Origin of the sequence: Natrinema limicola JCM 13563, assembly GCF_000337475.1 — an archaeon.
Classification (GTDB): Archaea; Halobacteriota; Halobacteria; order Halobacteriales; family Natrialbaceae; genus Natrinema; species Natrinema limicola.
The window spans coordinates 119094-138563 of record NZ_AOIT01000029.1 but is presented as its reverse complement, the minus strand read 5'-3'; the positions used below and the strand labels follow the sequence as shown (position 1 = coordinate 138563).

The window sequence follows — 19470 nt, the reverse complement described above, 5'->3', positions numbered from 1 at the left end:
ATCGACGCCCAGCAGCGTCGGTCGACGTTAGTCGATGACGCCCGTTTTGTGTGCTACGTCTCGAGCCGCCCGCTCGTTCATCCCGTTGCCAAGAATCGTATACCGATCACGGATCTCGTGGCAGGTTGTCAGCGCCTCGACGATCACCTCGTCGTCGATCCCGAGTTCGGCGGCGGTCGTCGGTGCATCGATGCTCGCGAGCGCGTTGCGAATGTCCCGCCAGAGCCCGTCTTCGCCCTGATGGAGGTAGGCCGTCATGATCGAGCCGACGCCGACCTGGTGGCCGTGTAAGGCCGCGCCGGGTGCCAGCCGGTCGAGCTGATGTGAAAAGAGGTGTTCGGCCCCGCTTGCTGGCCGTGAGGAGCCAGCGATGCTCATCGCGACACCCGACGACATCAGCGCCTTGGTGACGACCCAAGCCGACTCCTCGAGTCCCGGTCGGATGAGATCCGCGTTGCCCACGAGGATTTCGGCGGTCATCTCGGAGAGCGCGGCGGCGTACTCCGAGAACTCGACGTCTTGCAGTCGCTTGGCGAGTCGCCAGTCCATCACCGCGGTGTAGTTCGAGATGATGTCTGCACAGCCGGCGGTCGTCAACTCCCACGGCGCGTCCGCGAGAATGCCGGTGTCGGCGACGACCGCCAGCGGTGGCTCGGCGGCGACACTGTGGCGGGAATCGCCGTTCGGGACCGACCCGCGATTGCTGACGATCCCGTCGTGGCTCGCCGCGGTCGGCACGGATAGAAACCCCATGTTCAGGTGGTGGCTGGCCAGTTTTGCGATGTCGATAGCCTTGCCGCCGCCGATCCCGACGAGATAGGCAACGTCTTCGGCCTCGGCGACGTCGATCACCCGCTCGACAGCGTCGAACGTCGCTTCCTCGATCGTCACCATCGCTGGCTCGATCCCGGCAGCCTCGAAGTCGGCCGCGATGGGGTCGGCAGCGACCGCCCGCGGCGTTGGACTCGTGACGAACAGCGGCCGTCCCTGTAGGTGAAGGTCGTCGACTACGTCGCGGACCTCGTTGCGAACGCCGTGGCCGACGACGACGTTTCGCGGGAGGCGGATCCACGTCGACTTCTCGAACATACCAGTCTTGACACACCCCCGGGACATGTGTTTTTCCTCGTCGCACTGCCCGGTGGCTGGGAAGCGGCATGCAGCGACGAGCCGCCTGCATGTCAATCGGCACCTGGATTCGCATCAAGTGCGTGTATTTATCAACTGATTAGCTATAATTAAAAAATATGATTACGACACTCACGCTCTGGCTCGGCCTGCTCGTCGCCAGCTACGGTGCTGGGCGCGTGTACGGGTGGTACACGATCCGGCGGGGCGGGAACGATGATCGGCGATCGCGTGGGACGTACCGACTCCTCGGCGTCGTCGGTATCACAACGCTCCTCGTCCTCGCGTTTTCCGGCTTCATCGGTGCGACCGAGGCAGCCCTCTCGTCGCTCCATCCAGCAGTGGTCGGCGGCCTCGCGACGCCGCTAGCCTGGGCCCCAATGGCAGCAGGAACGATCGTTGCGGTTCTGATCGCGTACCTCGGCGTCTTTCCATCCGTTCGCAAACGGCGCGACCTCGAGATCAGCGCCGCGGTGGCAGTTGCCCGGCTCGGGAAGTATCTCGTCGCGCTCACGCTCATCTGTCTGATTTCGATTGCACCCCTCGCAGTGCTTCTCGGTACCTCGGAGCCGTCGCCATGGTTGATCCCGGTCCTGTTCGTCGGCTTCGTCATCAGCACCTACGGCTGGTCGCTGTATCGCGTTCGGCTCTCGCAGACGGTCTCCGAGCCGACGGCCGAGCAACGTCGGCGGCTCGAGGCCGCAGCCGACCGTGTTGGGCTGACCGCGACGGTCGCCGGCGTCATTCCGGGTAAGGGAATGGAACTGGCCAGACTCTATCTCGATGGGGCACCCGGGAACCGGCGGCTGTACGCAACCGACTACGCGTTCGACGTCTGTGATACTGCCGAACTGACAGCACTGTGTGCGCGCGTCGACGCTGCCGATGAGTTTCGGCTCCTCGAGCGACGGTCCTTCGTCGGGGCGTTTCTCACGGCACTCGTCGTGACGCTGACAGTCTGGATGTCGCTGCTCGTCGCGCTTGCCGGCCTGCTCATCACGTGGCCGCTGCTCACGTGGCACCTCCAGCGGTGTGAGTTCGCTGCCGACCGTCGTGCAGCTCGAGCGGTCGGGGCAGATACACTCGCGAGCGTCTACGAAGCGTCTTCGGACGTGACTGACGAGCGAAGTCGGCTCCACGAACGGCTCGCGGCGCGACCGGCGACGGCGCGACGAGTCGAGCGACTCCGGCAACTGCAGTCCTAACACGCATTCGAATCGTCTGCTGATACTGCCGGACAGAACGACGTGACGATCGGTCGCGCTGCTGCGGCCGTCACCGGTGGAGACGGCCGCGAATCCGCGACCGACTTCGTATNCCGGACAGAACGACGTGACGATCGGTCGCGCTGCTGCGGCCGTCACCGGTGGAGACGGCCGCGAATCCGCGACCGACTTCGTATTGACTGCTGTCCGACAGTATGACTGTCGATCGGTTAGTGTAGTGACCAACGGGGAAGGGTTCTTTTGACCCCACTGTGGTAGAGCGCGTCGACATGTCTGATCAGCATTGGCCGGAGCGCACAGCGGAGTATCCACTCGAATGCGACCACTGTCACTATCCGATCCCCGGCGATCCCGTCGCTAGCGACGACGGCCGCTACTGTTCGGTTGCCTGCCGTGAGGCCGACGACAACACGACACTACCCGACCCACAGGCCTACAAACGGGTCGTAACGGGGGTCGAGCCGATCGACTCGCTCGTCCCCAACGGCATCCCCGCCGACTCGTTTCTCCTGCTCTCGGGTGACGAAGGGACCAGCCGGGCCGAACTCGGGATCGAACTCGTCTGGCGTGCCTTAGAGCGCGGCGAACCCGCCGTTGTCGTCTCACTCGCGAATCCGCCGACGGCGACGCTCGAGCGCTTTTATCAGAACGGCTGGAACGTTCTGCCGGCCCTCGAGAACGATCGGCTGCGGATCATCGACTGCTATACCCACCGGCTCGACGACCGAGACGGGTTCAGGGCCCAGCGCACCGAGTGGCCGACGTTCCTCGGCGAGGCGGCCGCGGACGCGATCGTCGAGGTGCGCGATCCGAGCGACCGCAGCGAGGTGACCCACAGTCTTACCGGCGCGCTCGACGACCTCGAGATGAGCGAGACCGGACTCGTCACGATCGACTCACTGGATGAACTCGAGCGGGTCTTTCAGGACCGGCAGGTCCACGAGTTCGTCGAAGAGATCCGAGCGACGGTCTGTAAGGCACGGTTCGTCCCGATCGTCGCCGCTGCGTCGACGGCAGACGAAGACGACATTCCCGAGGCCGAGTACGTATTCGACGGCATCGTCGATCTGCGGCTGACAGAGCAGCGAGCACCGAACACCCGGCACAAACAGCTCGCCATTCGGAAGCTGATCGGTGCCCAGTTTCTCCCCCAGTGGATCCAGTACGATCACGAACCGGCTCGTGGACTGTTCGCAGCCAGTCCGAACACAGGACGGAGCACACAGCAGGGGTACGAAGTCGGGACCGAGCTGTCACAGCCGGACCGGCCCTGATGGCTCGAGGTGGGCCAGCCCCCGTCACGTTCACGAGTACGGTGCGATCACCGACGACGATCAGGTCCACGACGAGCCGTGTCAGTCTCGGTAGCGTCCCCTGTCACCGTGGCCGCTGCCAGTGCGAGTCGAAATCGCGCCCGTTTTTCCGTCGCTTACCCGACCGTTCCATATGAGCGGCACGTACGTTCTCGTGATCGACGTTCCCCGAACGACGCGTTTTGCTGTCGGCGCACTCGGCGAGTACACGTTCGATGCCGGCACATACGCCTACGTCGGCAGCGCGTTCGGTCCAGGCGGCTTCAGTCGCGTCGAGCGCCACCGCGAACTCGCTGCTGGCGAGCGCGACACCCGCCACTGGCACATCGACTACCTGCTCGGCCGGCCGGAAACGACCCTCGAGACCGCGATCGTCTTCCCGGACGCCGATCGGGAGTGCGAACTGGCAGCGCAGTTGCCGGGCACACCGGTCGACGGCTTCGGCGCTTCAGACTGTGAGTGCGCAGGGCATCTACTCGCCGTGCCAGATGCCGACACCGTCCGCGAGGCGGCACTCGAAGCCGGCGGCGTCGTCGACGGGAAGCGGTGAGAATCGGACCCGCGAGTTATTACCGATGCGTGTGAACTGGTGCCTATGACCGATGTAGATTCCGAGACGGGCACCGATCCGCAACTCAACGACGACGCGATGGACCGGTTCCCGGTTCCGTCGTTCGAGGACCTCCCCGAAGACCTTCAGGAGCGGATCGCCGAGGAAACCGAGCGCGCCGGCTTTACCCCGAACGTGTTCTCGGCGTTCGCGTACAAACCCTCCCACTTCCGAGCCTTTTTCCAATATCACGACGCGCTCGTCGAGGACACTGCCTTAGCGCGCGAGGAGATCGAGATGATCGTCGTCGCCGTCTCCGGCGTCAACCACTGTTACTACTGTAACGTTGCCCACGGCGCGCTCGTGCGCATCTACGCCGAAGACCCGACGCTTGCAGATCAATTGGTCGCGAACTACCGGACCGCGGACATCAGCGAAGCCCACCGAACGATGCTCGACGTCGCGGTGAAACTCACCGAGCGCCCGGCCGAGGTCGAACCCGCGGATCTCGAGGCGCTACGCGAGGCCGGGTTCAGCGAGGAAGCGATCTGGGACATCGCTGCGGTGACGGCCTTCTACAACCTCAGCAATCGGATGGCGATGTTCGCAGAGATGCAACCCAACGACGAGTTCCACACGCTCGGCAGGGAGTAACTGACTGCTATCGTCGGTTGGGACGAGCGCACGAACTCCCATCCATTGGTACCGTTTCTCGAGGGAATCACTCGATAATGGAGGTTTGCTGCTCGAGACAGTAATCCGACCCAGACAAAGATATTAGATAGGGCTAAATATTAAGTTAGTATAGAGAAAAGACGTGGGCGAGGTGATCAGACAACGAAACCGAACCAACGACGTTGACGGTTACTGTTACCGGGTCAGATCGTGCCAGGAAAGCCCCGGTAAACAGCGGAAGCCGGTCTGTGGTTACGGTTCTTCGCCGTGTTTGCGTGGTCAGTCACCGGAACTGTCAGCCGGCAATTGAGCTCCTGTATCCGCGTATCTCTCCGCTGTTTTCGGACGGAAGCTATCTGTTTTGCGTTGCGTTCAATACCGTTGTTGGATAGTGCCAAGAGAGAAAAGTTCGAACACGTCCCGTTATCTCTACCGTCAAGCACTGATTTAGATGCGGCTAATCTATTAGATAGACAGAAACAACTATGTGTATTGCCATGTCAACTCCCTCTATGACGAACGATTCCCCTTCCAGCAACGATTGCTGGTCGCGTCGACGCGTCGTATCGGCAGTGGGTGGTACCGCAGTCGCTGGACTGGCTGGCTGTCTCGGCGACTCGGACGACAGTGACGACGGACCCGTCGCTGTTGCATCCTTCTTTACGTTCTATGATTTCGCGAGACAGATCGCTGCGGAGACGCCCGTTTCGATCGAGAACCTCGTCCCCACGGGAATGCACGGCCACGGCTGGGACCCTGATCCATCGATCCAACGGGATATCACCGACGCGGATGCGCTCCTCCACGTCGGCCCCGACTTCCAGCCGTGGGCCGATCGAGCGATCGACACCCTCCAAGACGAAACTCAGGAAACACATCTGATCAACGTCCGCGAGGGGATGGACGACGAACTAATCGACCTCGCTGACAGCCTTGATGACGACGAGGCAGTCGGGGACGCGAAGGACCCTCACTTCTGGCTCGACCCCGAACTGGCCATGACGTCGGTCGACAACATCGCCCACGGACTGGCCGAAATCGCGCCGGACCACGAGGACACGTTTACCGAACACGCCGCCGAAGTCAAGTCGGAACTCGAGACACTCGACGAGGAGTGGCAGGCGATTTTCGATGCGGCCGAGCGTGACGTCCTCTTTTTGGCCGCACACAACGCGTTCGCGTACGTGGCTGAGCGCTATGACGTAACGATCGAACCGCTCGTCATCAACCTTGCGGCCAACGACGACGTGCGCCCTGCGGATATGCAACGCGCACAGGGGACAATCGCGGACAACGACATCCAGTATATCGGTGCCGCTGTCTTCGAACCGATTCGACCTGCTCAACAGCTGCTCGAGCAGACGGACGTCGAGGCGTACTATCCGGTGACGCCGTATGCCGGGACGGCCGAGTCGTGGGTCGAGCGCGGCTGGGGCTACTTCGACATCGCACGCAACGTCAATATGCCGACGTTCCGTCTGCTCGCAGGCGCCGCCTCGCCTGACGACGTAACCTTCGAAGACTACGGGCGGAACTTCGAGCCGTGAGACACTCATGACACAACCCCAATCCAACGTCCGTAGGGATCGTGCCGACCACATCGTCGACGTTAAGGACGTCTCGTTCGGCTACACGGCGAGTCCAGTCGTCGAGGACATCTCGTTCACCGTCGAGCGCGGCGAGTACGTCGGAATGATCGGTCCCAACGGCTCCGGAAAGAGTACGTTGTTGCGACTGATACTCGGGCTGCACGAGCCCGACGAGGGCCAGGTCGAACTGCTCGGCCACCCCGCACGTGCGTTCGCCGAGCGCGAGAAGGTCGGCTACGTCGCTCAGGACGTCACCGAAAACACCAAGCGAATGCCGATCACCGTCGCGGAGGTCGTCCTGATGGGCCGATTCCCCCACGCGGGCTTCGGCCGCGTCACCAGCGACGACCGCGACCGGGCCCGGCAGGCGCTTCGAACCGTCGGCATCGACCACCTCGCCGATCGGAAGATCACGCAACTGTCCGGCGGCCAGCGCCAGCGCGCGTACATCGCTCGTGCGCTCGCCAGCGAAGCCGAACTGCTCGTGCTCGACGAACCGACGGTCGGCGTCGACGCGGAGTCCGTCGACGCCTTCTTCGACCTGCTCACGGACCTCAACGACGACGGGATGACTATCCTGCTGGTCGAACACGATATCGGGGCCGTCCTCGAGCACACCTCGCGCGTGATCTGTCTCAATCGGGAACTCTACTTCGACGGAGACCCGGTGGCGTTCGCCGACAGCGACGCACTCGACCGCGCCTACGGGACGAACGTGCGCCGCGATGACGGGGTGGTGGTATCGTGACTGCTTCAGCCGCCGTGGTTGCAATCACGAGCGTACCCTACAACGCACTCGAGTGGTTGATCGAGCACTGGAGCGACGAACTCAGAGAGATCGGTGCGGAACTCGGCATCGAGATGCTCGAGTACACGTTCATGCACCACGCGTTTCTCGTCGGTGCGCTCATCGCCGTCATGGCCCCGCTGATCGGGACCTTCCTGGTGCACAGACAGCTGGCACTCATCGGCGACGCCCTCGCTCACACCGCCTTCGCCGGCGTCGCGGTCGGCCTATTCGTCAACGCGACGTTCGGGACTGGCATCTCGCCGTATATTACGGCCGTCGTCGTGGCGATGATCGCTGCACTCGCAATCGAGCTGATCTCGGAGGTGACGGACGCGTACAACGACGTCTCGATGGCGATCGTCCTCTCGACCGGGTTCGCACTCGGAGCCGTGCTGATCAGCTTCAACACCGGTGGCCTCGCGGTCGGGATCAACCAGTATCTGTTCGGAAATCTCGCGACGGTCTCGCGGGAGAACGTAATCATCCTGGTCGTCCTGTTCGTGGTCGTCACGCTGGTCGTCTTGCTTACGTACAAACAGCTCCTGTACGTGACGTTCGACGAGACGGCTGCTCGAGTCGCCGGGCTCCGCGTCCCCTGGTACAATCGAGTGATGGCGATGCTCACCGCAATGGTCGTCGTCGGGGCGATGCAAATAATGGGCGTGATTCTCGTCGCTGCGATGCTCGTCGTCCCGGTCGCCGGCGCTGCGCAGTTTGCCCGGAGCTTCAGAGAGGCGCTGCTGGCGTCCGTTATCTTGGCACAGATCGCGGTGCTCGTCGGGATCACGCTGTCGTACCAGTACGAGACGACGGCCGGCGGGACGATCGTGCTCGTCGCCGTCGCGATCTACATCGGGGCCGTACTGGTCGGGAAGGTTCAGTCGCATCAGGTGACCGCCGAGGAGACCCGATCCATTCCGGACGAAGAACCCGCGGACTGATCCAAACCGATCGACCGCACGAAAACAGCTGTTCTCACGCGATTCACTGCAGGGCAGGTCCGAAGTTACGGGCCGTCGACCCGATCAGTCGTCGCTCGCCGCGAAACTGGCCGACTCGATCGCGATATCGGCCTCGGGCGTGCCGGGCAGTTCGTTGCGGACGTCGTCCGATCCCTGCTCGGAGATCGCCTCCGCGTAGGCTTCGGGCATGACTTTCACGAACGCCTCGAGCACGCGCTCCCAGTTTGCGAGCAGCTCTTGCCCGCGCTCGGAGCCGGTGTAGGCGACGTGGTTCTCGACGAGCCGCCGAAGCATCTGCTCGTCTTTCTCCTCGAGGTCGTCGTGGAGCGAGACCATCCCGGTGTTGGCCTTCGCCGCGAACTCGTCGTCGGGGTCGTAGACGTAGGCGACGCCCCCGGACATGCCGGCCGCGAAGTTCGTCCCGGTGTCGCCGAGGACGGCGACGACCCCGCCGGTCATGTACTCACAGCCGTGGTCGCCGACGCCCTCGACGACGGCCTTCGCGCCGGAGTTGCGCACTGCGAAGCGCTCGCCGGCAACGCCGTTGACGTACAGTTGGCCGTCGGTCGCGCCGTAGAGCGCGACGTTGCCGATCGCGACGTTCTCGGTCGGATCGTAGGCGGCGGTCTCGGGCGTGCGGATCGTCAGTTTGCCACCCGAGAGGCCCTTGCCGACGTAGTCGTTGGCGCTGCCGTCGAGGTGCATCGAGACGCCGCTTGCCAGGAACGCGCCGAAGCTCTGGCCGGCCGTCCCCTCGAGGTCGACGGTGATCGTGTCCTCGGGGAGGCCGGGCTCGCCGTAGCGGTCGGTGATCCGGTTCGAGAGCATCGCGCCGACGGTGCGGTCGACGTTGGTGACCTCGGTCTCGAGGGCGACCGGCTCCTGGCCCTCGATGGCGTCGGCCGCTGCCTCGATGAAGTCGCGATCGAGTTGGTCCTCGAGTTCGTGGTCCTGCTCGCGGAGCTTCCGACGGACCTCGCTGCCGGGGTCAGCAAGCACCGCCGAGAGGTCGACGTTGCGGGCCTTCGGGTGGTCGACGTCGTCGCGCTGTGCGAGCACGTCGACGTGCCCGATCATCTCGTCGAGCGTTTCGAATCCTAACTCGGCCATGAGTTCGCGCAGTTCCTGCGCGATGAAGGTCATGTAGTTGATGACGTGTTCGGGCTCGCCGGGGAAGCGCTTGCGCAGGTCTTCGCGCTGGGTGGCGACGCCGACCGGGCAGGTGTTGTTGTGACACTGCCGGGCCATCACACAGCCCGAGGTCACGAGGCTGGCAGTGCCGAAGACGTACTCCTCGGCACCCAGCAGGGCAGCGACAGCCACGTCGCGGCCGGTTTTCATCCCGCCGTCGGCCGAGACGCGGATGCGGTCGCGCAGTCCGGTCTGACAGAGCATCTGGTTGGCTTCCGCCAGACCCAGTTCCCACGGGAGGCCAGCGTTTTTGATCGAAGTACGCGGCGAGGCACCCGTCCCGCCGGAGTGACCCGAGATGTGGACCACGTCGGCGTTGGCCTTCGCGACGCCGGCGGCGACCGTGCCGATGCCGGCCTCGGAGACGAGTTTGACGTTGATGTCGGCTTCCTCGTTCGCTGCTTTCAGGTCGAAGATCAGCTGTTTGAGGTCCTCGATCGAGTAGATGTCGTGCAGCGGCGGCGGCGAGATGAGGCCGACGCCCGGCGTCGACTTGCGGACATGGGCGATCATCTCGTTGACCTTCTCGCCGGGGAGGTGGCCGCCCTCACCGGGCTTGGAGCCCTGAGCCATCTTGATCTGGAGTTCGTCAGCACTCGAGAGGTACGTCGACGTAACCCCGAAGCGGCCCGAGGCCACCTGCTTGACGTTGCACTCCTTCTCAGTGCCGAAGCGCTCCGGTGGCTCGCCACCTTCACCGGAATTGCTCTTGCCGCCGATGCGGTTCATCGCGATCGAGTTGTTCTCGTGGGCCTCCGGCGAGAGGCTCCCGAGACTCATCGCCGCAGTCGAGAACCGCTGGACGATGTCCTTGATCGGCTCGACGTCCTCGAGCGGGACCGGATCGCGGTCGGAGTCGAACTCGAGGAGGCCGCGCAGGGTCTGGAGGTTCTGTTGTTGGTCGTTGATCTGGTCGGCGAAGTCCTGGTAGCGCTCGTAGTCGTTCGAGCGGACGGCCTGCTGGAGCGCGCCGACGGTCTGGGGGTTCCACTGGTGGTGGATGCCCTCCGAGCGGTGTTCGAACTCGCCGTGGCGGTCGAGGTCGGGTTCGTCGCCGTCGCCGAACGCGGTCGCGTGGCGCTCCCGGAGGTCTTCCTCGATCTCGGCGAGGCCGATCCCCTCGGTGCGGTTCTCGGTGCCCTCGAAGTACTCCGCGACGAGGTCGGAGTCGAGGCCGACTGCCTCGAAGATCTGGGCGCCCTGGTAGCTCTCGACCGTCGAGATGCCCATCTTGGCCATGATCTTCAGGAGGCCGTCCTCGATCGCGCCAACGTAGGCGTCGATCGCCGTTTCGGTATCAGCGCCGTCGGGACCGGCGGTGATGTCCTCGATCGTCTGGTAGGCCAGGTACGGGTTGACCGCGCCCGCGCCGTAGCCGACCAGCGTCGCGAAGTGGTGGACGGTGCGCGGATCGGCGGACTCGACGACGAGCCCGACGTGGTTTCGCAGGCCGTTGCGCACGAGATGGTGGTGGACGGCACCCGTCGCCAGCAGACTCGGGATCGCGACCCGATCCGCGTCGACGCCGCGGTCCGAGAGGACGATCACGTCGTGGCCATCTTCGATCGCTGCGACGGTGTCCGCGCGGACGCGTTCAATCGCCGCCTCGAGGTCGTCGCCGAGGTCCTCGCTCGCGGGCTCGTAGGTGATGTCGATCGTCGCGGCCGTAATGCCGTTAGCCGAACAGTCGCGGATCGACGCGAGCTCGACGTCGGTCAGGATCGGCGAGTCGAGCACGAGCTGACGGGCGTGTTCGGGCGATTCGTCGAGCAGATTACGCTGGAAGCCCAGCCGCGACTCCATCGAGGTGACCAGTTCCTCACGAATGTAGTCAAGCGGCGGGTTGGTGACCTGTGCGAACAGCTGTTTGAAATACGAGAACAGCGGCCGGTTGAACTCCGTTAGGACGGACAGCGGCGTGTCGTCACCCATCGAGCCGACGGGGTCTTTCCCTTTCTCGGTCATCGGCTCGATCAGGTTCTCGAGTTCGTCGTGGGTGTAGCCAAAGGCTGCCTGGTAGTCGCGCAGGCCGTCGACAGCGTCCCGGGGCGTGCGGTCGTCCGTGGTCCGGATGTCGTCGAGGTGAACCTGCTCTTGGGCGACCCACTCGCCGTAGCGGTCGTCGGTCAGGTCCTCGAAGACCTCCTCGTCAGGGATGACCCGTCCCTCGTCGGGGTCGGCGAGAAACAGCTGGCCGGGCTTGAGGCGGCCCCGCTCTTCGATCTCCGACGGCTCGGTCTCGAGCGCGCCGGCTTCGCTGGCCATGATCAGGCGATTGTCAGTGGTGATGTCGTACCGGCAGGGCCGCAGCCCGTTGCGGTCGAGCACTGCGCCGACGCGTTCGCCGTCGGTCGCCGCGACGAGGGCGGGACCGTCCCACGGCTCGACCAGCGAGGCGTGGAAGTCGTACCAGTCCTTGCGATCGGCGGCCATCGCGTCGTCGCCGCGCCAGGCCTCGGGGACGAGCATCCGCAGTGCGTGTGCGAGGTCTCGGCCGTCTTGCATCAGCAGCTCGAGTGCGTTGTCGACGCTCGCGGTGTCCGATTGGTCGGGATCGTCGATGATCGGCTTGACCGCCTCGAGATCCTCTAAGACCTCGCTCTCGAGATCGGTCTCGCGGGCGCGCATCCAGTTGATGTTGCCCTGGATGGTGTTGAATTCGCCGTTGTGGATGATGTTCCGGTAGGGATGGGCGAGATGCCACGCCCCGAGCGTGTTCGTCGAGAACCGTTCGTGGACCATGGCGAACGTCGAGTCCATCCGTTCGTCGGTCAGGTCGGAGTAGTAGGAGGGGACCTGTTCGCCTTTCAACAGTCCCTTGTAGACGATCGTATCCGAGTCTAGCGAGACGACGTAGAATCGCTCTTTGTTCTCGATGTCAGCGTCCTCGACGGCGTTCTCGAGGGCCCGTCGGGCGACGTAGAGCCGGCGGTCGAAGTCGTCACCGGAGATGTCATCGTCGGGCGTGACAACGACCTGCCAGACATCCGGTTCGGAGTCGACGGCCGTCTTTCCGAGATCGTCGTTGTTTGTCGGAACCGACCGCCACTCGAGGACCGAGAGATCGTAGGTATCGAAAGTGTCCTCGACGAGCGAGATGAGTCTCTCGCGTGCTACGTCGTCCTGTGGGAGAAAGAGCGAACCGACGGCGTAGGTATCCGGCAGGTCAGACTCGAGGACGTCCTGGAAGAACGAATCGGGCGTCTGGAGCATGATGCCGGCCCCGTCGCCGGTGTCTTTCTCCGCACCGGTCGTGCCGCGATGTTCGAGGTTTCGAAGCAACTCGAGGCCGTCGGCGACGACGTCGTGGCCCCCGTCTCCGTCGAGATCCATGACGACGCCGACGCCGCAGTTCGACCGCGCGTCCATGGGGTCGGCGAGCCCCTGTGAACGCCCAGTCGATGGCGCGAGATGTGGCTGTGACATACACACCCATAGCGGGATCAGCTATAAGAGACTAATCCATTATGACTAAGTGTATTATATACACATATAAATAAATATAAGGCGATTGTAGCCACCTTATAGATATGACGTGCGTGTAAGAGCCACGTCCACTGAACGTGACCACGACTGTTGATACGCCGATTTCTCCGTCGAACCTATCGAGCGAGAACTGTCAGTTCGAACCCCCTCCGGAAAAACGATATTTCCGGTAGCGGGGTCACTGTGTCAGAGGCACGTAGTGTTCACCCACCAAAGTGAACACCACACGAATCTAGTCATGCGCCCCCGATAAGCAATATGGGGCTAAAGACTTAGGTCCGGATGACAACGAGACACACGATCGATCGGGGCCGCCGCTCAGTGATTTCGACCGGAGTTGTCACTAATAGATCTATTTGACTGGCGACTCGAGTCCCGGCGGCGGACGCTGATTCTGCTGTCGTCCCTGTGTCTCAATTTCGGAGAACAACGAGTTGCCACACAGACGAACGACTGTCAGTCAGTGCCGATGGGACCACAACCCACACTGCGGTTACACTGGGTCATCGGGACAGCAAGACCGTATCAAAACCCCACAGTCGCGACAACCGAACGTGGAGAACGGTTAGTACGACTTCGCGAAGTATGCGATCTCGTCGGCGGGGTCGCCACAGACGCCACACTCGTCGACCTCGGGTTCGGGGACCGCACCGGCCGTCGTCCCGCCCTCGTCGGTCAGCGGCTGCATGACGATTTCGGCGGCGATTTTCTCTTTGATGACCTCTTCGCAGGCCTCGTCGCCACACCACGGCGTCTTCACGTAGCCGCCGTGCTGGCCGATCGTTCCGAGGATCTCTTCGGGGCTGTGGGCCTCGCGGACGTTTTCTTCAAGATTCTCCGCAGCTGTCTCGTAGAGTTTGTCGTAGATCTCCTCGAGATGCGTGTCGACGGCGTCGACGATCTCGGCGCGATCCTCGACGGCTTCCGCGTTGTCCGGCCGGTGAACCAGCGTGACCTCCTCGTCTTCGACCTCGTAGGGCCCGATCTCGAGTCGCAGGGGAACCCCGTTGAGTTCGTGTTCGTTGAACTTGAAGCCGGGATTGCGCTCGTCGCGGTCGTCGAGTTCGACGCGGAAGCCGGCCTCCTCGAGGTCGGCGGCGATGTTCTCGGAGTACTCGAGGACGTCGTCTTTGGTGTCTTCCTGCCAGATGGGGACGATAACGACCTGGGTGGGTGCGACCGTCGGCGGGAGCACGAGGCCCTGATCGTCGGAATGGGTCATGATGAGTGCGCCCAGCGCACGCCAGGAGAGTCCCCACGAGGTTGTGTACGCGGTCTGCTCCTCCTCGTTTTCGTCGGCGAACGTGATGTCGAACGCCTCGGCAAAGCTCTGGCCGAGGTTGTGGCTGGTCGCGCCCTGGACGGACTTGCCGTCGGGCATCAGCGCCTCGACGGTCGTCGTGGTGTCCGCACCGGGGAACTTGTCGTGTTCGGGCTTCTTACCCCGGAGGACCGGAATCGCGAGCACCTCCTCGTAGACCTTCTCGTACTGGCTCAGTCGGGTCCAGACCTCCTCCCACGCGCCCTCGTCGCTCGCGTGGGCGGTGTGGCCCTCCTGCCACATGAACTCCTTCGTCCGGAAGAAGGGCTTGGTCTCGGTGGCCTCCCACCGGACGACCGAACACCACTGGTTGAGCCGCATCGGCAGATCGCGGTGGCTGCGGGTCCAGTCGGCCATAAACGGCGCGATGATCGACTCACTGGTGGGCCGGACGGCCAGCCGTTCCTCGAGTTCGTCGTGGCCGCCCTGGGTCACCCACGCGACCTCGGGGTCGAACCCTTCGACAATGTCCTTTTCACGCTCGAGAAAGCTCTCGGGGATGAACATCGGGAAGTAGACGTTATCGACGCCGGTCTCTTTGAACCAGCCGTCCAGCGCATCCTGAATGGCCTCCCAGAGGGCGTAACCGCGAGGTTTCGTAACGATAAAGCCGCCCATCGGCGCGTAGTCCGCGAGGCCTGCCTTCTGGACGACCTCGGCGTACCACTCGCCGGGCTTGTGCGATTTCGACTCGGTGATCCCGAGTTCCTGACTCTCGTCGCTCATTGTGTCGACATGCAGGCAGCGCAGGCTTAAACCATGCGAAGGGCACCTGCGATACCACGTTCATACCGTCGGTTGTAACTATATTCCAGTAGGTGCCATAGAACGGACCACACACCACTTGTTCGACCGTTTGACAAGTGGTGAGTAGAGGCTGCAGACTGCATAGTGGCACATTGATCGATAAGGAATTATCAACTATAAGTGATTACTATCCACTATGAACAGGCGTGCTGTCCTCCGATTAGGTGGCTGTAGTGTCCCTATTATCGGTAGCGGGTGTCTTGAATTGGGCAAGGAGACAGTTCGCCTGTGCGAGATCGTCGCTTGGACCTCCATCGGAACAACGTACGAAACAAGTCACGAAATTCGAGTCCGCCTCACGGAAGCGGGTGAAAGCGTGTACGAAGACGCATACGAAATCGGGCCGAGCAGAACTGGCTTCTACGTCGATGACTCTACGCTTCCGGCACGCAACGGCCAGTTCACCCTTCAGGCGAAATTAGACGACCAATCGTGGCAACAGTGGTTCCTGCCAGAATACGCTGACAGTACCCTCGCTGTAGAACTCCGTCTACGGGGAAGCCCACCCGCTGTCGGGTTTGGGTATCTTCCAGAGTATGACTGTTGAGCAGAGATGGATAACCCACTTTCTGACACCTCGTGTGTCGACACACCCATACGACGGTCACGACACATCGGAGGTAACTGCTGACCAACGGTATCAGACTACGAGTTGCTCGCCTAGTTCCGGCGCTGTCGCGTCGTAGCCGTCCGCGCGTAGTTCGTCGGCGAACGCCTCGCAGCGATCACCGTGATTGACCAGGATCGGCGTGTCGGTGTAGGATGCGAGAAACGACAGAACCCCGTCTCGGTCTGCGTGCGCGGAGAAGTCGTACTGTTCGACCTGTGCGCTGACCCGCATCACGCGGCCGTCGAGTTCGGCGCTGCCGGTCTCGAGCAGGTCGCGACCGGGTGTCCCCTCGACCTGATAGCCGGTCATGGCGATCTTGTTCGTCGGGTGCGAGCGGACGGCGGGGACATAGGTCATCGCGGGCCCGCCGTGGAGCATCCCGCTGGTGGTGACGATCACGGTGTTCTGTTCTGCGATCCGCCGGCGCTGGCCGTCCCGACCGTCCACGAATCGGGCGTTGCCTTTCGCCCGGCGCAGGAGGTCGGGGTCGCGCAGGAACTCCCGGTTTGCATCTCGAAGAAAGAGTTCCGTGACGCGTTTGCCCATGCCGTCGACGTAACACTCGAGGTCGTGTTCCTCACAGATACATAGTATTTCTTGCGTGCGGCCGATACCGAAGGCGGGGACGACGACGGTGCCACCCTCCCAGATCGTGGTCCGCAGGCTCTCGGCGAACTCGCGTTCGATCCGTTCGCGCGGCGGGCGCGTCACGTCCGAGTAGGTACTCTCACAGAGGACGGCGTCGGCCTCGGGCCGGGCGGTGGTTCCGGCGAGCAATCGCTGTTCGTCGGTATGGAAGTCGCCGGTATAGAGCAAGCGGGTGTCGCCATCGTCGACGAGGACGTGGGCGCTGCCGGGCACATGGCCGGCGTCGAAAAAGGTGATCTCGTAGCCTGCGGCCTTGAAGGGCTCGCGGTAGCCGTGGGTCTCCGAGACCTCCGCGACGCGTGCGAGTTCTGCCTCGGTAAACGGACAGTCGTAGCTTCCGCCGTGGAGTTTCAGCGTGTCGCGGGCCAGCACCATCGTGAGGTCGTACGTCGGCGGCGTCCAGTGGATCGACGGCCGCGCGTCGCCCGACAGCAGCGTCGGGATGGAGCCGGCGTGATCGAGATGGCCGTGGCTGACGACGACCGCGTCCGGATCAACGTCGCCGACCGGAAACGCCGGCGGGTTTCCCGAATCCATCCCGAAATCAAGCACGAGCGTGTCGTCGATGCAGATCGCGCTCCGACCGATCTCTCGTGCGCCACCCAGCAACTGGACGTCCATGACGACCGAGTTGGGCCTCGATCGGTTTGCCTCCACTGATTTCAGAGCGGAGACGCTGTCAGGAACTGTTCGAGCGAGGGTCGTCCGCACTGGCTGTCAGGGCGGCGGTTCGCTCAGTCAACCCGATGAGATAGACATCAAGCAGACAGACGAGTAAGATGGCAAGCGGCACGGCCACGTCGGCATAGCTCACTGCGTTGAACTGCAGTGCCGTCACGACGAACGGTTCGCCCGGAGCAAGCGCCCCCGACAGCGACCGGGCGCTCAGAAACGCGAGCGCGAGCGCGTACAGGACGAACCAGATCCCGCCGCGTTTCCACCGTCCGAGATAACAGTGGCCGAGGCCGGCGACGAGCGCCGAGAGCGGATATGCCGGCCAGACCGGTCGCGACAGCTCACTCATTGTGCAGCCCTACGTCGTGGAAGACAATCGGTGTTGCCCTATTTCCGATACTTCCGAATGCCAAACCGCTCGTAGTCGCCATATGCGAGCTCGAGCGAGCCGAGCCACCAGTTCCATCGCTCTGCCGGCGTGCCCTCGGGGGCGTCCGATAGCTCGTCGATGATGAACTCAGTCGTCAGCGTCGTGCCCATGTCGGCCTCGTACTGCCCGGAGTCGGCGAGATCGACAGCCTGACGAACGACAACCCGTGACTGGCTTGCCGTGCCGCCGAACTCCTCGCGGAGTCGCTCCTCGAGCCGCTCGGGATCGATGAACACACGTCGACGTAGGGAGCCCACGTACTTGACTGTTCGAGCGGCATCGCTGTCAAAACAGCGTAGCGCACGTATTCGTGGCCGGGAGGACGGCTCGAGCGTTGCGAGAGTCGTCCGACTCGGGGAAGGGCAGGCACTTACAGTGTTACGACCGCGAGCGACCGCAGGGAGCGAGCGGGCTGACGACTGATGTGAGTGACTGGAAGGAACGAACGGAAGGAGGAACGCTTTTGATCGACCCTAAGCGGGAGCGAAGCTCCCGCGAGGTCCAAAAGAGCGAAGCTCTCTCGAGATTTTGCCGAGGGACGGTGCGCTGTGCGGCAGCTATGCTGCCGTCAGCGCGACAGACTGCAGCGCAAAAGGTCGGGATCGATGTTCTTTTGAGCGACGGCCGTCTTCCGTCGTGCATGGCAAGTTTCACTGTCGTTGTCGGCGATCCCGACTCGGGGATGGCCTATCAGCTCGAGGCAGAGGACCAGGATGCAAACCGGTTTATCGGCAAGTCGATCGGCGACGAAGTCGACGGCGGTTCGGTCGGCCTCGACGGCTACACGCTCGAGATCACCGGCGGCTCCGACGAGGCGGGGCGCCCGCTCAACGGCGAGGTCGCCGGGCCGAACCTGCAGGAAGTGCTGATGACCGGTCGACAGACGGGCTACCACCCAGAGCGTGACGGCGAGCGACGCCGCATCACGGTTCGTGGTCGCGAAGTCTCCGATGCCGTTGCCCAGATCAACGCCTCGATCACCGAGCGCGGCAGCGCCGACGTCGACGACCTCCTCGGCGAGGGCGAAGACGACGAGTAACTCGCGTCGATTCACTCGATTCATTTTCAATGGCTGACCGAATTGCGAGCGATCATCCATCGGTAGAGACGATCCGGTCGACGTGTACGGAGACGGCAACCGGCGTCAAACTCACGGTGCCGGCCGACGACCGCGATGCGTTTCCGACCGACGAGGTCGTCCGGATCGTCCTCGACGGCGAGGAACTGTTCGCACACGTCGAGCGAGCGTTGACCGGCGACGACCTGGCCATTCCGGGCGTCTACGAGACCCCGGACAGCGCCCGCGACCCGAGCGGCGCGACCGACCGACTCACTGCATGGACCGACGACCACGACGTTCCCGCAGGCGGCTCGGTGCTGATCGACGTCGTCGAACCCGAGTTCCTCTATGGCCTTCGCGCACCCGGCGAGACGGCCTATTACGACGCTCGAGAGCCACCAAGCGATAGTTTGAGCGAGATCGCGAAGGATCTCGAGGACCAGTAGCGACGAGCGGCCCTGTCGTCGCGTGGCGCTTGCGTCGCGAGAGACGAGAGGAGACGAATACCGCCCTTTTTCCACCTCGAGTGCCAACCGACGCCCATGAGTGACCAACGCGAGGAGTTTCTGGCCGGCAAGCGGCCCGACGACGTCGCACTCTTTCTGGCAGAGTCGTACGTGTCCGACGACCGACTCGAGCAGTTCGGCGAGCGCGTCGACGACGGGACCCTGATCGTCGTCGACGGCGAGCGGGGGCGCAACGCCTTCAAAGCGGCGACCGGTACCGGTGCGATGGAGTTCGCCAAGTCCGCAATGAGTACCGAAGGCGAGATCGACGACGATCTCGCGGGTGGGCAGTGTCCGGACGCCGATGCCGACGCCGACGGCGAGCACGCAATCCAGTACGTCTTCGCGTTCGCCGAGGAGCAAAACGAGTCGGTCGGCGGCATCTACGCCGACGGCGACGTGGTACACGCCTACGCACAGTGTACGTGCGGGACGGCGTTTTCCGATCGGTGGAACGCGACCGACGCTGAAGCGTAAGCAATCGATTGCCATCGTCGATCGCT

At 63.3% G+C, this 19470-nt stretch carries 16 protein-coding genes; 10 read left to right on the top strand and 6 right to left on the bottom strand.

The annotated features are described in order from the left end of the window. Positions 1-27 precede the first annotated feature (27 nt). The gene (locus tag C476_RS06770; RefSeq protein WP_008011224.1) at positions 28-1089 is read right to left on the bottom strand and encodes an NAD(P)-dependent glycerol-1-phosphate dehydrogenase; all 1062 of its coding nucleotides are present in this window, start codon (positions 1087-1089) and stop codon (positions 28-30) included. A gap of 158 nt (positions 1090-1247) precedes the next feature. On the opposite strand from C476_RS06770, the gene C476_RS06765 reads away from it, so the two are divergent. From C476_RS06765 to C476_RS06730, 7 genes are all read left to right on the top strand, one after another. Beyond that, complete coding sequence (locus C476_RS06765; RefSeq protein WP_008011222.1) at positions 1248-2333, top strand: hypothetical protein; 1086 nt, start codon at positions 1248-1250, stop codon at positions 2331-2333. Between the two features lie 290 nt (positions 2334-2623). Further along, positions 2624-3628: an RAD55 family ATPase gene (locus C476_RS06755; protein WP_008011218.1), complete on the top strand. Its 1005-nt coding sequence runs from the start codon at positions 2624-2626 to the stop codon at positions 3626-3628. Positions 3629-3800: 172 nt separating this feature from the next. Next, complete coding sequence (locus C476_RS06750) at positions 3801-4217, top strand: GIY-YIG nuclease family protein (RefSeq protein ID WP_008011215.1); 417 nt, start codon at positions 3801-3803, stop codon at positions 4215-4217. A gap of 45 nt (positions 4218-4262) precedes the next feature. Next, positions 4263-4871, top strand: coding sequence for a peroxidase-related enzyme (locus C476_RS06745; RefSeq protein ID WP_008011214.1), 609 nt, complete (start codon positions 4263-4265; stop codon positions 4869-4871). 533 nt (positions 4872-5404) lie between these two features. Next, on the top strand, positions 5405-6439 hold the full coding sequence (locus tag C476_RS06740) for a metal ABC transporter substrate-binding protein (RefSeq protein WP_049911629.1): 1035 nt from the start codon (positions 5405-5407) through the stop codon (positions 6437-6439). 7 nt (positions 6440-6446) lie between these two features. Beyond that, a complete protein-coding gene (locus tag C476_RS06735; RefSeq protein ID WP_008011210.1) occupies positions 6447-7229 on the top strand; it encodes a metal ABC transporter ATP-binding protein in 783 nt (260 codons plus the stop codon). Continuing rightward, positions 7226-8212 (top strand): metal ABC transporter permease, encoded by a 987-nt coding sequence (locus tag C476_RS06730; RefSeq protein WP_049911628.1) that lies wholly within the window; start codon positions 7226-7228, stop codon positions 8210-8212. The genes C476_RS06735 and C476_RS06730 overlap by 4 nt, the downstream gene beginning before the upstream one ends. A gap of 84 nt (positions 8213-8296) precedes the next feature. On the opposite strand, the gene gltB is transcribed toward C476_RS06730, so the two are convergent. The 5 genes from gltB to C476_RS06700 all read right to left on the bottom strand — a co-directional run bounded on the left by gltB (position 8297) and on the right by C476_RS06700 (position 17637). Continuing rightward, positions 8297-12850, bottom strand: coding sequence for a glutamate synthase large subunit (gltB, locus tag C476_RS06725; RefSeq protein WP_083857033.1), 4554 nt, complete (start codon positions 12848-12850; stop codon positions 8297-8299). A 625-nt stretch (positions 12851-13475) separates the two neighbouring features. Beyond that, on the bottom strand, positions 13476-14957 hold the full coding sequence (gene proS, locus C476_RS06720; protein WP_008011203.1) for a proline--tRNA ligase: 1482 nt from the start codon (positions 14955-14957) through the stop codon (positions 13476-13478). A 721-nt stretch (positions 14958-15678) separates the two neighbouring features. Then, positions 15679-16917, bottom strand: coding sequence for an MBL fold metallo-hydrolase (locus tag C476_RS06710; protein ID WP_008011199.1), 1239 nt, complete (start codon positions 16915-16917; stop codon positions 15679-15681). A 58-nt stretch (positions 16918-16975) separates the two neighbouring features. Continuing rightward, positions 16976-17320, bottom strand: a complete 345-nt coding sequence (locus C476_RS06705) for a hypothetical protein (RefSeq protein ID WP_008011196.1) — start codon at positions 17318-17320, stop codon at positions 16976-16978. 38 nt (positions 17321-17358) lie between these two features. Beyond that, complete coding sequence (locus C476_RS06700) at positions 17359-17637, bottom strand: hypothetical protein (protein WP_008011194.1); 279 nt, start codon at positions 17635-17637, stop codon at positions 17359-17361. 404 nt (positions 17638-18041) lie between these two features. Between C476_RS06700 and C476_RS06695 the strand changes: the two genes are divergently transcribed. From C476_RS06695 to C476_RS06685, 3 genes are all read left to right on the top strand, one after another. Then, complete coding sequence (locus C476_RS06695; RefSeq protein WP_008011193.1) at positions 18042-18440, top strand: 30S ribosomal protein S6e; 399 nt, start codon at positions 18042-18044, stop codon at positions 18438-18440. 29 nt (positions 18441-18469) lie between these two features. Next, the gene (locus C476_RS06690; RefSeq protein ID WP_008011191.1) at positions 18470-18907 is read left to right on the top strand and encodes a DUF7112 family protein; all 438 of its coding nucleotides are present in this window, start codon (positions 18470-18472) and stop codon (positions 18905-18907) included. A 96-nt stretch (positions 18908-19003) separates the two neighbouring features. Beyond that, entirely contained in the window at positions 19004-19444 is a 441-nt protein-coding gene (locus tag C476_RS06685) for a DUF5807 family protein (RefSeq protein WP_008011190.1), read from the top strand. Positions 19445-19470 lie beyond the last annotated feature (26 nt).

Coding starts and splice junctions, on each gene's coding strand:
- C476_RS06770 (WP_008011224.1), bottom strand. CDS start 1,089: ATGTTCGAGAAGTCGACGTGGATCCGCCTCCCGCGAAACGTCGTCGTC.
- C476_RS06765 (WP_008011222.1), top strand. CDS start 1,248: ATGATTACGACACTCACGCTCTGGCTCGGCCTGCTCGTCGCCAGCTAC.
- C476_RS06755 (WP_008011218.1), top strand. CDS start 2,624: ATGTCTGATCAGCATTGGCCGGAGCGCACAGCGGAGTATCCACTCGAA.
- C476_RS06750 (WP_008011215.1), top strand. CDS start 3,801: ATGAGCGGCACGTACGTTCTCGTGATCGACGTTCCCCGAACGACGCGT.
- C476_RS06745 (WP_008011214.1), top strand. CDS start 4,263: ATGACCGATGTAGATTCCGAGACGGGCACCGATCCGCAACTCAACGAC.
- C476_RS06740 (WP_049911629.1), top strand. CDS start 5,405: ATGACGAACGATTCCCCTTCCAGCAACGATTGCTGGTCGCGTCGACGC.
- C476_RS06735 (WP_008011210.1), top strand. CDS start 6,447: ATGACACAACCCCAATCCAACGTCCGTAGGGATCGTGCCGACCACATC.
- gltB (WP_083857033.1), bottom strand. CDS start 12,850: ATGTCACAGCCACATCTCGCGCCATCGACTGGGCGTTCACAGGGGCTC.
- proS (WP_008011203.1), bottom strand. CDS start 14,957: ATGAGCGACGAGAGTCAGGAACTCGGGATCACCGAGTCGAAATCGCAC.
- C476_RS06710 (WP_008011199.1), bottom strand. CDS start 16,917: ATGGACGTCCAGTTGCTGGGTGGCGCACGAGAGATCGGTCGGAGCGCG.
- C476_RS06705 (WP_008011196.1), bottom strand. CDS start 17,320: ATGAGTGAGCTGTCGCGACCGGTCTGGCCGGCATATCCGCTCTCGGCG.
- C476_RS06695 (WP_008011193.1), top strand. CDS start 18,042: ATGGCAAGTTTCACTGTCGTTGTCGGCGATCCCGACTCGGGGATGGCC.
- C476_RS06690 (WP_008011191.1), top strand. CDS start 18,470: ATGGCTGACCGAATTGCGAGCGATCATCCATCGGTAGAGACGATCCGG.
- C476_RS06685 (WP_008011190.1), top strand. CDS start 19,004: ATGAGTGACCAACGCGAGGAGTTTCTGGCCGGCAAGCGGCCCGACGAC.